Source organism: Pseudomonas sp. UBA5706 (genome assembly GCF_002419965.1).
In the GTDB taxonomy this organism is placed as follows: domain Bacteria; phylum Pseudomonadota; class Gammaproteobacteria; order Pseudomonadales; family Pseudomonadaceae; genus Aquipseudomonas.
This window is the reverse complement of the sequence record NZ_DIHC01000002.1, coordinates 99,574-113,606: the sequence shown is the minus strand read 5'-3', so window position 1 is coordinate 113,606 and position 14,033 is coordinate 99,574. Positions and strand designations below refer to the sequence as shown.

General features: G+C 59.1%; 10 protein-coding genes and 1 tRNA gene. 8 read left to right on the top strand and 3 right to left on the bottom strand.

Translation table 11 applies throughout. The features are described 5' to 3' along the window. Position 1: 1 nt before the first annotated feature. On the bottom strand, positions 2 to 1,696 hold the full coding sequence (gene pilB, locus B3I26_RS01720; protein ID WP_296254502.1) for a type IV-A pilus assembly ATPase PilB: 1,695 nt from the start codon (positions 1,694 to 1,696) through the stop codon (positions 2 to 4). 220 nt (positions 1,697 to 1,916) lie between these two features. Between pilB and B3I26_RS01715 the strand changes: the two genes are divergently transcribed. Then, entirely contained in the window at positions 1,917 to 2,354 is a 438-nt protein-coding gene (locus B3I26_RS01715) for a pilin (RefSeq protein WP_296254500.1), read from the top strand. An 8-nt stretch (positions 2,355 to 2,362) separates the two neighbouring features. Further along, positions 2,363 to 2,438: transfer RNA gene (locus tag B3I26_RS01710), tRNA-Thr, on the top strand. 155 nt (positions 2,439 to 2,593) lie between these two features. On the opposite strand, the gene B3I26_RS01705 is transcribed toward B3I26_RS01710, so the two are convergent. Together B3I26_RS01705 and nadC are read right to left on the bottom strand one after the other, a co-directional pair. Continuing rightward, positions 2,594 to 3,325 (bottom strand): alpha/beta fold hydrolase, encoded by a 732-nt coding sequence (locus B3I26_RS01705; RefSeq protein ID WP_296254498.1) that lies wholly within the window; start codon positions 3,323 to 3,325, stop codon positions 2,594 to 2,596. Positions 3,326 to 3,626: 301 nt separating this feature from the next. Continuing rightward, positions 3,627 to 4,475: a carboxylating nicotinate-nucleotide diphosphorylase gene (gene nadC / locus B3I26_RS01700; RefSeq protein ID WP_296254497.1), complete on the bottom strand. Its 849-nt coding sequence runs from the start codon at positions 4,473 to 4,475 to the stop codon at positions 3,627 to 3,629. 387 nt (positions 4,476 to 4,862) lie between these two features. On the opposite strand from nadC, the gene B3I26_RS01695 reads away from it, so the two are divergent. From B3I26_RS01695 to B3I26_RS01670, 6 genes are all read left to right on the top strand, one after another. After that, positions 4,863 to 7,112: a DUF1631 domain-containing protein gene (locus tag B3I26_RS01695; protein ID WP_296254495.1), complete on the top strand. Its 2,250-nt coding sequence runs from the start codon at positions 4,863 to 4,865 to the stop codon at positions 7,110 to 7,112. Between the two features lie 177 nt (positions 7,113 to 7,289). Next, positions 7,290 to 7,838, top strand: a complete 549-nt coding sequence (ampD, locus tag B3I26_RS01690; protein WP_296254493.1) for a 1,6-anhydro-N-acetylmuramyl-L-alanine amidase AmpD — start codon at positions 7,290 to 7,292, stop codon at positions 7,836 to 7,838. A gap of 15 nt (positions 7,839 to 7,853) precedes the next feature. Further along, entirely contained in the window at positions 7,854 to 8,690 is an 837-nt protein-coding gene (gene ampE / locus B3I26_RS01685) for a regulatory signaling modulator protein AmpE (protein WP_296254492.1), read from the top strand. Positions 8,691 to 8,848: 158 nt separating this feature from the next. Further along, positions 8,849 to 9,622, top strand: coding sequence for a 5'/3'-nucleotidase SurE (gene surE, locus B3I26_RS01680; protein WP_296254490.1), 774 nt, complete (start codon positions 8,849 to 8,851; stop codon positions 9,620 to 9,622). Between the two features lie 268 nt (positions 9,623 to 9,890). After that, positions 9,891 to 11,300, top strand: a complete 1,410-nt coding sequence (gene potE, locus B3I26_RS01675; RefSeq protein WP_296254488.1) for a putrescine-ornithine antiporter — start codon at positions 9,891 to 9,893, stop codon at positions 11,298 to 11,300. After that, positions 11,297 to 13,582, top strand: coding sequence for an Orn/Lys/Arg decarboxylase N-terminal domain-containing protein (locus tag B3I26_RS01670; protein ID WP_296254487.1), 2,286 nt, complete (start codon positions 11,297 to 11,299; stop codon positions 13,580 to 13,582). Before potE ends, B3I26_RS01670 begins: the two co-directional genes overlap by 4 nt. Positions 13,583 to 14,033: the final 451 nt, after the last annotated feature.

The following is a 14,033-nucleotide window of genomic DNA, read 5'->3' as shown; positions in this document are numbered from 1 at the left end:
CCTAGTCCTTGGTCACCCGGTTGACTTCCTCAAGACTGGTCACGCCTTGCATGGCTTTCATGAGCCCTGAAGTGCGCAGGTCATTAAAGCCGTCTTTGCGCATCTGCGCAGAAATCTCAATGGAGTTGCCTTCTTCCATGATGATGCGTTCAAGTTCAGGCGTGGTCTTCACAACTTCGTAAATTCCGGTTCTGCCTTTATAGCCAGCATTGCACTGATCACAACCTACCGGTGAGTACAGTCTGAAGGTGCCGATTTTCTCCGCCGGGAACCCTTCTGCAATTAGAGTTTCGCGAGGAATGTCAATTTCCTTCTTGCAATTGGAGCAAAGTTTACGTGCCAGACGCTGGGCAATGATCAGGTTGATTGCTGTCGCAATGTTGAAAGCCGCTACGCCCATGTGGTGCAGCCGGGTCAGTGTTTCGGCCGCACTGTTGGTGTGCAACGTCGACAAAACCATGTGCCCGGTCTGAGAAGCCTTGATAGCGATCTCAGCCGTCTCCAGGTCGCGAATCTCACCCACCATAATGACATCCGGGTCTTGGCGCAGGAATGCCCTCAGTGCCTGAGAGAAATCCATACCTTGACGCGGGTTAACGTTAACTTGGTTAATGCCTTCGAGGTTGATTTCCACCGGATCTTCGGCGGTTGAGATGTTGATATCTACGGTATTCAGGATGTTCAAACCGGTGTAGAGGGAGACCGTTTTCCCGGAGCCGGTAGGACCTGTAACCAGAATCATGCCTTGCGGCTGACGCAGCGCCTGCAGGTAAAGTTCTTTCTGTTCAGGCTCATAACCCAAAGCATCAATACCCATCTGTGCACTGGCGGGATCAAGGATCCGCATGACAATTTTTTCGCCCCATAACGTAGGGAGCGTATTGACGCGGAAATCAATCGCGCGCGTCTTGGAAATACGCAGCTTGATCCGGCCGTCCTGAGGTTTGCGTCGTTCAGAGATATCCAGCCCTGCCATGACCTTGAGCCGCGCAGCGATACGCCCCGCCAGTTGAGTAGGCGGTTTGGCAACTTCGTGGAGAATGCCGTCCGTACGCAGGCGAACCCGAAAGGTTTTTTCATAGGGTTCGAAGTGCAGGTCGGAGGAGCCAAGGCGAATGGCATCCATCAGCATTTTGTTAACAAAGCGGACCACCGGAGCGTCTTCGGAATCGACCTCATCCAGTGTCGCTTCGTGATTTGCGGTTACGGCTTCGATCTCAAGACTGAGGTCGACATCAGCCATCTCGCTGAGCCCGCCGTGGGTATCGAACATTCTGTCAATGGCCACACTCAGCTTGTCGTCTTCGACCAAAATGGCCTCGGTATTCAAGCCAGTGCTGAACTGTATATCCGTAATTGCCTGATGATTGGTCGGGTCCGAGATACCTACGAACAGTTTATTGCCGCGACGCCACAACGGCAGTGCAGCGTGCTGACGGACCAGTTTTTCACTCACTAACCCTTTTGGTTGGCTGTCCTTGTCTAAAGTGCTCAGGTCAAGAAAGGCCAGACCAAACTGGTCGGACGCTAATTCGGCTAGCGCCAGGCTGTTAACCAGCTTGTTTTGTACGAGGTAGCTGACCAAAGAAACTTTGTCACGTCTAGCCTGCTGGTAGGCATGTTTGGCTACTTTTTGATCAAGCAGGTTGGCCACAACAAGTTGTTTGGCCAAACCGGAGAGGACAACATCAGTCATAAAACCACCAGACGCACACAGTGTGTGGTTTATAGCGTAGTCGGGCTGTGCTGCCAATCGGAGGAGCCGGAGGTGACATTAAATGTCACTTTCTGCTTGGCTATGGAAGGGACCGCGTCAAGAAAGCTCTGGCGAGTAGGCAAATGTGATGAAGGAGTTGGCATAGAGGATGCATCAGGCGGCACGGCCTCACACTATATTCGTGATTTTGGAGCGAACAATGAAAGCACAAAAGGGTTTCACACTGATTGAACTGATGATCGTTGTTGCGATTATCGGTATCTTGGCAGCAGTCGCCATCCCGGCATATTCGAAATATCAAGCGAAGGCAAAAGTAACCGCTGGGCTTGCTGAGGTAACGGCGCTTAAGCCAGGCTATGAAGATGCCATCAACCAAGGTACCACTCCGACGCTTGCTCTTTCCGGCATCACAAATGATACGACCGCCAACTGTAAGCTGGCTGTCAGTGGAACAGCTACCGCAGGCACCGGCACAATAGTTTGCACCTTGCAAAACGTACCGCCAGCCCTATCGGGGACCACTATCACTCTCACGCGGGCGGCCGAAGGTGGTTGGAGCTGTTCCTCCACGGTTGGGGCTGACTATCTGCCCAAAGGCTGTACCGCAGGCACTACTAGTGGTAACACCGGCTCGTAAGTGATATCGCCGAAATAGCTCAGTCGGTAGAGCAGCGCACTCGTAACGCGAAGGTCGTAGGTTCGATTCCTATTTTCGGCACCAGCAAACCAAAAAGCCCGGTCTTTAAGACCGGGCTTTTTCGTTTCGAAGGATTGGGGTGAGCATGGGCGGTGGCGCAAACCTGTCGCGGCAGCCGACATCCGGCCTCCTCCCAACACACGCTCGCACCGTACCCGCAAGACAGAGGGCAACAGCCCCTAGCTCAACCCCCGCAACACCTCGGCCAGTAGCACCGGATGCGAAACGAAAGGCTCGTGTGGCGTATCGATTTCAATAATGCGTTCAGCCCCGGCCCGTTCGGCAAAGCGTCGTTGCCAGAGCGGCGGGAGGATGTTGTCGCGCTGAGTGAGGATGTAGGTTGCGGGCACCAAGCCTTGGTAACCAGTGCGAGTGGCGGGTTCCAGTGCGACTGCCGGCGGCGTGCTGTCTTGGGCCACTTCGCTCAGCAACCAGGTCAATTGGGTTTCGTTCAGGTCTTGGCCGAACATAGCAGTGCTGAGTGCTTCCGGCGAGTTCGTAACAGGGTCAATGGGATAACCAACATGCTCGGGGTCTTCGCCGTGCAGGCCGGTGCCCAGCATCTCCATGATGGTCTGCCCCTCAGCGGGTAGCGAGGTCGCCAGATAGATCAGTTGCGAATAGAGCGACGGATCTTCGACCGCCATCATTGGCAAGAGGACGCCAGCAATCGAGTGACCCAGCAGAATGCTCTGCGTGACGCCTGCATTGCGCAGGTCGTCGTTGAGTTCTTTTGCCACTGCCGCCAGGTTTAGTTGCGAATTGTCGCGACCACGTTTATTGCCGCAGCCTGGCATGTCGAGGGTGATGATGCGCTCAAACCGCGCCTTGTCCATGGCCAGTTCGTCCAGCAGCGGCGCCCAGCACCAGGAGCCGTGGTTGCCGCCGTGGAGCAAAATCAGGTCTGCCATCTCGTTTTCTCCCATGCGCGCATTGTGGTGAACGACCAGCTTAGATGAGCGCCGCCGCCGGGTAGGAAGCGGAAACCAGACAGCACGGCCCGGATTGTTCGATTTAGCCCGTTGCGACTGGCGACCCGTCTGTGCAAACAAGCGCCGTCAGCACGCTGTGCGACTGCAGAGCGCACCGGCAATCGGCAATGGCTGGCCTGGCTGCACCGTGAGGGCTGCGGCCCTTTCTGTGCTGCGCAGCCGCTGGCGTGAAATGGCTAACGGTGGCGGGCGGGCGACTTCTTACCGGCCGAAGGTGGGGTCAAACACTCAACCGCATCGACAAATCCACCGCCTTCACGTCCTTGGTCAGCGTACCAATCGAAATGTAGTCCACCCCTGTCTCGGCAATGCTGCGCAAGGTTGCATCCGTCACGCCGCCGCTGGCCTCAAGTTTGGCGCGGCCCGCGGTGAGGTGCACGGCGTGGCGCATGTCGTCGAGGCTGAGTTCGTCGAGCATGATGATGTCGGCGCCGCCGCCGAGCGCCTGTTTGAGTTCGGCGAGGTTTTCGACTTCGATTTCCACGGGTTTGCCGGGGGCGATCTTGTGGGCGGCGGTAATGGCTTCGACGATGCCGCCACAAGCAGCGATGTGGTTTTCCTTGATCAAGAAGGCGTCGAACAGGCCGATGCGGTGGTTGTGGCAGCCGCCGCAGGTGACGGCGTATTTCTGAGCCAGCCGCAGGCCGGGCAGGGTTTTACGCGTGTCGAGCAGTTTGACCTGGGTGTCAGCGACCCTGTCGGCGTAGTGCTGGGAGCGGGTAGCAACGCCTGAGAGCAGTTGCAGGAAGTTGAGTGCGCTGCGCTCACCCGTTAGCAGTGAACGCGCCGGGCCTTCGAGGTGAAACAGGGGTTGATTGGGTTTGACCCGCTCGCCGTCGGCAACTTGCCAATGCACCGCAACGCGCGGGTCCAATTGACGGAAAACGCCATCTACCCAAGCCGTTCCGGCGATTACCGCCTCGTCGCGGGAGATCACGGTCGCTTTGGCCAGGCGCTCGGCGGGGATCAGCTGCGCGGTGATGTCGCCGGTGCCCACGTCTTCAAGCAATGCGCGACGCACATTGGCTTCGATTTCGGCGGTCAGTGAGGCGAGATGTAGATTCGGCATATGGCACTCCACTTTCTAATTGATCGGAGTATAAGGCAGCCGACGGGACCAACCCATCACTCTGCCATCCCTTAACGGATGGCTTCACCTGCACTTGGTCGGATTTTCCGCCGCTAATGCGATGGAATCGAGTTTTCAGTGTCTATCCCAGCACATTTCACCCTGCTCGCTTCTATTATTCTAATCAGGGCGTAGAGTCTGCTGGCGGGCGGACGGATTTTGAAAGATACTCGCCCGGTATTTGACGTCATCGCGTTGACGTGCTGCCTTTTTACCCCAGTGAATAAAAGTTTCGACGTCCGTCCGAGTGGAGTTGATGCACCCTTGGCGATTGTTGTGTGGCTGTTGCCGTGGCTGGTTTGAATGATGCGTGACGAGGGGTGGTTGATGCAAAACGACGGTAAAGTGGTGCCTATGAGCAAGAACGGTCCGGATCAAGCCGGGTCTTCGCCTGTCGCTCGGCTGCCCGTCGTTCTGCTGCAGGTCCGGGACAGAGCCGCACAGCAGCTCAAGGAAAGCCTGCAAACCCTGTTCGATAATGCCGATGACACGCTGTTCGAGATGGCGGATCGCGCGCACAACAACGCCGAGCAGAACATCTTCTTCGAAGCCATGCGCGACCTGCGCCTGAAGCGCAAAAGTATCGAACGCAATTTCCTCGACAAGTTTTTCGACGCGTTTCTGCGCCTCGGTCAGTATGAAATCGCTGAGCCGATCCTCGCCGAACCTGTTTCCTTCGACAAGCTTGCGCTGGTGCACAACGACGACCTTGAGCGCACCGTGGCCGTCGATTCCATGGTGACCAAGGTGGTCAGTCGCGATGGCGTAGCCCTGAGCCAGTTGACCACACGCCTCAATCAGCTGATCCCGCAATCCTTGACCGACGAGACTAATCCGCTCGGGCCTACGCTGCTGTGTGATTTTTTCTTGCAGTCCGGTCGCAACCTGGGTGTGGAGATCAAGGTCAAGCTGATCATTCTCAAGCTGTTCGAAAAATACGCCCTGGCCGACGCCGATCAATTGTATGAGGCCGCCAACCAGTTGCTGATCGCGGCCGGTGTACTGCCGGACCTGAAGGTGCTGCCGTCGCGTCGGTCAACCGACCGCTCGGCTGGGGGCGCGCATTCCGAGAAGCACCGCGCCGAGGGCGTAGCGTTGGTCCAGGCCACCGAGAAGCTCGACCAGAGCGTGCAAGAGGTGTTCTCGGCGCTGCAAGAGTTACTGGTCTACGTGCGGGGCAACATCACGCCGCGCCCGGACAGCGTTGCCGAAGCCCGGCCAATCTCCAGTCAGGATTTGCTGCGCCTGCTGTCTCACCTTCAGCAGTACGTGCCACGGGCCGAGACGCCGGATGATTTCGATCTGCGCGTACAACTGGAGCAGTTGATCGCTCGCGTCAGTGCTCGTAGCGGCAAATTCCGTACCGTCGGGACCGTCGACGAAGACGTGATCAATCTGATCTCGATGCTTTTCGAATTCATTCTTGACGACCGCAACCTGCCGGGTTCGCTGCGCGCGTTGATCGGCCGTTTGCAGATCCCGATGCTGAAGGTCGCAGTCATCGACAAAAGCTTCTTCAGTCGCGGCAGCCATCCGGCTCGGCGCCTGCTCAACGAAATCGCTTCGGCGGCGTTGGGTTGGGGCGGTCGTGACGATAGCCAGCGCGACTCCCTGTACACCCGCATCGATCAGATCGTGCAGCGGTTGTTGCACGATTTCGTCGATGACCCGGCGATCTTCACCGAGTTGCTGGTGGACTTCCTGGCGTTCACCAGCGACGAGCGTCGTCGCAGTGAGTTGCTCGAACAGCGGACCCGCGATGCCGAAGAGGGCCGGGCGCTGGCGGAACTGGCGCGTCAGCGCGTGCAGCAGGCGCTTAATGATCGTCTGCTAGGCAAGACGCTGCCCGAAGTGGTGGTGCGTCTGCTGCAGGAGGCCTGGAGCAAGGTATTGCTGCTGACGTGCCTCAAGCATGGCGAGCAATCCAGCGAGTGGAAGGCCGGGCTGCAGGCGATGGACGACCTGGTCTGGAGCGTCGAACCCCATGATGAGCCGGATGCGCGCCAACGGTTGCTGGAGCTGGTGCCGGGGCTGCTCAAGTCCCTGCGTGACGGTCTTAGCAGCGCAGCATTCGATCCGTTCGCTACCAGCGAATTCTTCAGCCAGTTGGAAGCCCTGCATGTGCAGGCCTTTAACCATGTTGCGCAAACGCAGGAAGAGGGTGTGCAGGGTGCGTCCGAGGCAGTTGGCGATGCGTTCGCTGAAGGGCCTTCGATGATGGCAGTGGTGGAAGAGATCGTGTTGGTCGCGCCGGGCGAGCAAGTGCTGAGCGAGCCGGCGGTGCACCTGCCCGAGGATGACGAAGGGCTGATGCAAGTCGACAAGCTGCGCTTGGGCAGTTGGGTCGAGATTCAGGAAGACGAAGAGCACAAGCTGCGCTGCAAACTGGCGGCGATCGTCGAGCCGAGCGGCCGTTATGTGTTCGTTAACCGTACCGGGATGAAGGTCCTGGAGAAGACCCGCATGGGCCTGGCAGTCGAGTTCCGTCGCGGTGCGATCCGGGTGCTGGACGACTCGCTGTTGTTCGACCGGGCGCTGGAATCGGTACTGGGGAACCTGCGCAAGCTCAAGGGCTGAAGTTGCGCGTACCGCTGCGGCTGCACAGCATGCCGGGGATGTCGATTGCGCGGTTGCCTGCGCCGACTCGCCGGGGGGCCATAAGGACTCGCACGCTCGGATCTGTCGTATTCATCCACATCCGTTCCCATCGCGGGCATACTGAGCGCTGTCGGTTTACGCTTTAAGGATCCCTCCATGCAATTGGACCCTGCCACGGGCTGGTGCCACGGCGCGCACCGTTGCCCATCGCCCAATTTCAATGACCGCCCCGAGGCGGAGATTTCGCTGCTGGTGATCCATAACATCAGCCTGCCGCCCGCGCAGTTCAAGACGGGCAAGGTCCAGCAGTTCTTTCAGAACAGGCTGGACGCCGCAGAGCACCCTTACTTTGAAAGCATCGCTGAATTGCGGGTTTCCGCGCATTTCTTGATCGAGCGTGATGGCGAGCTAACGCAGTTCGTGTCCTGTCTGGATCGCGCCTGGCATGCTGGTATTTCACTGTTCGAGGGTCGGGAGACGTGCAACGACTTCTCCATTGGCATCGAATTGGAAGGCACCGATGATCAGCCATTTACCGACGCACAATACCAGGCGTTGATCGCTCTGACCGGGCAACTGCAGCTGGCTTGGCCTGCGATCACCACGTCACGAATCTGCGGGCACAGCGACATAGCCCCGGGACGCAAGACCGATCCGGGCCCCTGTTTTGACTGGGCTCGGTTTCGTTCGGCTTTGCAGGATTGAATTGAGGAGTAGGTAATGAGTTTTCTGGTGTTGCTGCTGGCGGTGTGGATCGAGAAATTTTCCGCGCTGCGTCAGCGTGTTCAGCGTGATGCGCCTTGGCTGCATCAGCTGGCGCGGCTTGAGTCCAACCCGCGCACGGCCAAGCGCCCGTGGTGGATTCTGACGCTGACGGTGTTGTTGCCGCTGTTGGTGTTGGCACTGGTTCTGGTGATTGTCGGCTCGGTTGCCTACGGTTGGCTGGCGCTGCCGATTCATCTTCTGGTGCTGATCTACAGCCTTGGGCGCGGCAACGTGAAAGGCAATCTTGGCTCGTTCCGCGATGCCTGCCGTCGTGGCGACCAGGAGGCAGCGGTGCTGGTGGCCGACCGTGATCTGGGCGTCAAGGCCGAGAACGAGGAGCAGTTGCTCGGCGGCGTGCAGACGTATTTGTTGTGGCAGGTCTATCAGAGTTTCTTCGCGGTGATCTTCTGGTATTTCGTGCTCGGCCCAGTGGCGGCGCTGGCGTATCGGCTGCTGGCGCTGGCGTCCGACCACGGCAAGACGCCGGCGCTGGTCGAGCGCGCCACGCAATTGCGCCATGCCTTCGATTGGGTGCCAGTGCGCTTGCTCGCAGCGAGTTTCGCCCTGGTAGGCAACTTCGTTGCGGTCAGCCGGGTGATGCTCGGTGAATTGCTGAACTGGAACATCAGTGCCTCGGCCTTGATCACCCGAGCCGGCTGCGTGGCGGGTGAAGTCCCGGCGCCGGTCGTGGGTGCCGAGGGAGTGAACAGCCTGGACGTGCTCTGGGAACTGCTGATCCGCGCAGCGATTGTCTGGTATGCCGGGTTTGCCTTGTGGACGCTGTTTGTCTGAGGCATCAACCTGCCGACAGCCAATGCCACCGGTACACCTTGTTCTTCTGTAGCAATGCGGCTTGGTAGCGGTGATGTTCCAGACACCGCTGCCGTCGCAAGCCGGACTGCTACAGGGGACTGCGCACTGCAAACGCGTTACCTGCCAAGGAGAATCACATGCCTTACCCGCGTATCGAGAGCATCCTGATCACCAACGACGATGGCATCGACGCCCCGGGACTTGAAGTGCTTGAAGCGGTGGCACGGGAGTTGGCGAACGAAGTCTGGGTCGTCGCGCCGGAACAGGATCAGAGCGGAATTTCCCACGCCTTGAGCATCCACCACCCATTGCGGGTGAAGACTCGCGGCGAGCGCCGCTTTTCGGTGTCGGGTACCCCGGCCGATTGCGTGGCGATCGGCCTGCGCCAGTTGCTGGACAGGCCGCCGCAGTTGCTGCTGTCAGGCATCAACAAGGGCGCTAATCTGGGCGTCGAAACCCTGTTTTCCGGCACAGTTGGCGCGGCCATGACCGGCCTGCTGCTGGGCGTACCTTCCATTGCCCTGAGCCAGTTTTTCAGCCGCCGCGATGCGGTGAAATGGGACACGGCCAGGGCGCTGGCACCCGAGGTAATACGTCGGCTGCTCGGCATGCAATGGGCCGCGGATGTCTGCCTGAACGTCAACTTCCCGGACGTAGCGCCGCACCAGGCCGGTCCGCTGCAGATCACCCGGCAAGGCGTCGGTCGTATGGATGGTCTGAACATCACGCAGCGTACCGACATGCGCGAGCAGGGCTACTACTGGCTGAACATCGACCGCCATGAGCGCCCCGACTTCGAAGACAGCGAAACCTTCGTTGTTACCCACGGCGGCGTGTCGGCGACCCCGCTGCGTTTCGAGCGCACCGATGTGCAAGTGATGAACCAGCTGCGAAGTCAGATGAGTCAATAATCGCGCGCACGCCCATGATTATTCTTATCTGTGTGGACGCGTATCTACAGCGGTCGAGCCTTTGGTCATGTCCTTGCGCCGTGCGTTATCCACACGTCCGCTCGCAGGCTGCGGGTTTCCATGCGGGCCCCTCCAGCCCCTGGCAAATCCTGCTTGCCATGGCTCAAGCCTGGCGTCGTGCCAGGCACTCGAGGGCCATCCTTTTCTTGCCCGCTGAGAATCCTTTGCTATAGCTAACACCCTTCTCGCTTCCTAAAGAGGCCACTGAATGTCAGTCGCAAAAAAAATGAGTGTGGGACAACTGACCATGTTGACGGCTGTCAACATGTTGGGATCCGGCATTGTGTTGTTGCCTACCAAACTCGCCGAAGTCGGCGGCATCTCGATTCTTTCCTGGCTGATTACCGCCACCGGCTCGCTGGCGTTGGCCTATGCATTCGCCCGTTGCGGCATGCTCAGCCGCAAGACCGGGGGCATGGGCGGTTACGCCGAATACACTTTCGGCAAGTCCGGCAACTACATCACCAATTACACCTACGGCCTGTCGTTATTGATTGCCAACGTGGCCATCAGCATCACGGCGGTGGGTTATATCCAGACCCTGTTCGATATAAAACTCGGTTCCCTGCAGGTGGGACTGGCGACTATCGCGCTGTTGTGGATTACCACGTTCGCCAACTTCGGCGGGGCGAGAATCACCGGTAAGATCGGCGCTGTGACCGTATGGGGTGTGATCGCGCCAGTGGTGCTGGTTTCGACCATCGGCTGGTTCTGGTTCGACAGCAGTGTCTACGCCGCTGGCTGGAACCCTCATGACAAGACATGGTACGAAGCGGCGGGCGCTTCGGTGGCGATCACGCTGTGGGCCTTTCTGGGCCTTGAGTCAGCGTGCGCCAACGGCGACGCGGTGGAGAACCCCGAAAAGAACGTGCCCATCGCTGTGCTGGGCGGGACTCTGGGTGCAGCGGTGATCTACATTGCCTCCACCAACGTCATCGCCGGCATTGTGGAAAATGCCGATCTGGTGTCTTCCACGGCGCCCTTCGGCTTGGTGTTCGCCCGAATGTTCAACCCCATGATTGGCGATATCGTCATGGGCTTCATGGTGCTGGCTTGCATCGGCTCGTTGCTGGGCTGGCAGTTCACCGTGGCCCAGGTGTTCAAGAGTTCGGCCGATACCGGGTACTTCCTGCCGATCTTCGCAAAGGCCAATAAGCACGGAGTCCCAATCATCAGCATGTTGATCCTGTTGGCGCTGCAAACGGCCATGGCACTGCTGACCATTAGCCCAGATCTTGCCAAGCAGTTCGACACCCTGGTCAACCTTGCGGTGGTGACCAACCTGGTGCCGTACATCCTGTCGATGGCGACGTTGATGACACTGCAGAAGGTCTCCAACGTGCCGGCACGAAAGGCCCTGATCACCAACATCGTCGCCTATATCGCGGCGGCCTACAGTTACCTGGCGTTGTACAGCTCCGGTGCGCAGGCGCTGATGCTTGGCGGGGTGGCGACCATCGCTGGCTACACGCTGTTCGGCTTCGTCAATACGCGTCTGATCAGGCTCGAAGCGGTCAATAACAGCGTTCCGACTCAGACTGTAGCGGCGCAACACATCGTTGGTCAGGCGGTCCCAGTCAACGACCTGAATCTTACCAAACGGGGGACCCGACCATGAAGGACGACAAAAATCTACTCGGCATGCTGGCGCTATTGGTGACCAAGCAGCCCGATAAACGCACGGTATTCGGTCGGGCCTTGATCCAGCTGATCAGCGATGTTGAGGAGCGCGCCATCAGCGTGTTGACCTCGGAAAGCCTGAGCGACGCCAAGTCGATTCTGAGCACTGATCCGGCGATTCAGTGCGTGCTGCTCAGTTGGGAAATGGACGACAGCCCGGACCATCAGGAATGCATCGACCTGCTTACCACCTTGCGTGAACGCAATACCCGCGTACCGGTGTTCCTGATCAGCGATCGCAGTACGGCGTCGAGTGTCCCGTTAATCGTCATGCAGCATGCCGATGACTTCATCTGGCTGCCCGAAGACACCAGCCGCTTTTTGAGCGGGCGCATCATGGCCGCCATCGAGCGCTATCGGCAGGCCGTGTTGCCGCCGATGTTCGGTGCGTTGCTCAAGTTCGCCCGCAGTTACGAATACTCCTGGCACACGCCGGGCCATGCAGGTGGCACGGCGTTTCTGAAAAGCACGGCGGGCCGCGCGTTCTACGAGTTCTTTGGCGAAAACCTGTTGCGCTCGGACTTGTCGATTTCAGTCGGCGAGCTGGGTTCGTTGCTCGATCACAGCGGGCCGATAGGGCAGGGTGAGCGCTACGCGGCCAAGGTGTTCGGCGCTCATCGCACGTACTACGTGACCAACGGCTCGTCGATGTCCAACCGTGTCATCCTCATGGCCAGCGTGACCCGCGATCAGATTGCCCTGTGCGACCGCAATTGCCACAAGTCCGCCGAGCACGCGATGACACTGTCCGGTGCGATCCCCACCTACCTGGTACCGACGCGCAATCGCTTTGGCATCATCGGCCCGATCCTGCCACAGACCTTGAGTGCCGAAAGCGTTAAAGCGGCCATCGCCAACAACCCACTGGTCAAAAGCCACGTCGATCCGACCCCGGTGCACGCCATCATTACCAACTCCACCTACGATGGCTTGACCTATAACGTCACCCGCGTCGAAGAGTTGCTGGGACAAAGCGTCGACCGTCTGCATTTCGACGAGGCCTGGTACGGCTACGCGCGATTCAACCCGCTGTACAAGGACCGTTTCGCCATGCACGGCAAGCCGGAGGACCACGACCCTTCCAAGCCAACCGTGTTCGCTACGCAATCGACCCACAAACTGTTGGCGGCGCTGTCCCAGGCCTCGATGATTCATGTGCGCAACGGGCGCAATCCGATCCCGCACGGGCGCTTCAACGAGTCATACATGATGCATGCCTCGACCTCACCCAATTACGCGATCATGGCCTCGTGCGACGTCAGTTCGGCGATGATGGAGGCGCCTAGCGGACAGATCCTGACCAATGAATCCATCGAGGAGGCTATCGCGTTTCGTCAGGTCATCTCGCGCATGCAGAGCGACATGCTCAGGAACGACGATTGGTTCTTCTCGTGCTGGCAGCCGCCGTCGGTGCACGTTGGCGGGACGTGGGTGGCTTTCCATGAAGTCGAGCCGCTCACGCTCAAGACCGATCCAGCTTGCTGGGTATTGCACCCCAATGAGGTCTGGCACGGCTTCGGCGACATCGAAGACGGCTATTGCATGCTCGACCCGATCAAGGTCTCGATCCTCAGCCCCGGCATGGGCGACGACGGCAACCTGCTCGACTTTGGCATCCCGGCCTGCGTGCTCAGCGCGTACTTGGGGCGGCAGGGGATCGTGGTCGAGAAAACCACCGATTTCACCATCCTGTTCCTGTTCTCCATCGGCATCACCAAAGGCAAATGGGGCACCTTGGTCAACGCGCTGCTGGACTTCAAGCGCGACTACGACACCAACCTGGAGCTTGAGCTGTGCCTGCCCGACCTGCTGGCTGCCAACCAGCAGCGTTATGCAGGTATGGGGTTGAAGGATCTGGCCGAGGAAATCTTCGCGGCCATGAAGAAAACCCGAACCACGGCGACCATGGCCCAGGCGTTCGGTACCCTGCCCGAAGCCGAGTACAGCCCGGTGGAGGCCTACGAGAAGCTGGTCAGGAACGAGGTCGAGCAAGTGACCCTGGAGGAAGCCGCCGGACGCATCGCCGCAACGGGCATCGTGCCGTATCCACCGGGCATCCCGCTGCTGATGCCGGGCGAAAACGTAGGGGCTGCCGATGGGGCCGTACTGGCGTATCTCAAGGCGCTAGAGAGCTTCGATAAGTCGTTCCCGGGGTTTACCCATGACACCCACGGGATCGAAAACGAGGCAGGGGTTTATCGGTTACTGGTGTTGAAGTAAGCCGAATCAGGCGGGGACGGTTTCTGGCCTGCGAAGCGTAGAAGCTTGGCTTGCCAGCGATCTGCTGCACAGCAGCAGCAAACCCGGCGATCGCGATCTGCCTGCTATAGCGCGGGGGCTGATTTTGCTGCCGGTTCCCGGCAGATCGCGAGCAAGCTTGCTCCTACGGCCTTTCGGCCAGAAGCGAGATGGGGTTGTCTGTGCGCTGGTGTTAGCTACGAGGGCCATTTTGTTTGATGCCGAACTGCCGCGCCATTTCGTTTGGTTCTGACCCGCCGCGCCATTTCGTTTAACGCTGACCGCCGCGCCATTTTGCGTCTACCACGATCATGCGTTTGATTCTGCCCGCAGGGCGTAGGAGCTCGGCTTGCCAGCGATCTGCTGCGAAGCAGCAGCAAACCCGGCGATCGCGATCTGCCTGTTGCACCGCGGGGTCTGATTTTGCTGCCGG

Coding starts and splice junctions, on each gene's coding strand:
- B3I26_RS01715 (WP_296254500.1), top strand. CDS start 1,917: ATGAAAGCACAAAAGGGTTTCACACTGATTGAACTGATGATCGTTGTT.
- pilB (WP_296254502.1), bottom strand. CDS start 1,696: ATGACTGATGTTGTCCTCTCCGGTTTGGCCAAACAACTTGTTGTGGCC.
- ampE (WP_296254492.1), top strand. CDS start 7,854: ATGAGTTTTCTGGTGTTGCTGCTGGCGGTGTGGATCGAGAAATTTTCC.
- B3I26_RS01695 (WP_296254495.1), top strand. CDS start 4,863: ATGCAAAACGACGGTAAAGTGGTGCCTATGAGCAAGAACGGTCCGGAT.
- B3I26_RS01705 (WP_296254498.1), bottom strand. CDS start 3,325: ATGGCAGACCTGATTTTGCTCCACGGCGGCAACCACGGCTCCTGGTGC.
- nadC (WP_296254497.1), bottom strand. CDS start 4,475: ATGCCGAATCTACATCTCGCCTCACTGACCGCCGAAATCGAAGCCAAT.
- ampD (WP_296254493.1), top strand. CDS start 7,290: ATGCAATTGGACCCTGCCACGGGCTGGTGCCACGGCGCGCACCGTTGC.
- potE (WP_296254488.1), top strand. CDS start 9,891: ATGTCAGTCGCAAAAAAAATGAGTGTGGGACAACTGACCATGTTGACG.
- surE (WP_296254490.1), top strand. CDS start 8,849: ATGCCTTACCCGCGTATCGAGAGCATCCTGATCACCAACGACGATGGC.
- B3I26_RS01670 (WP_296254487.1), top strand. CDS start 11,297: ATGAAGGACGACAAAAATCTACTCGGCATGCTGGCGCTATTGGTGACC.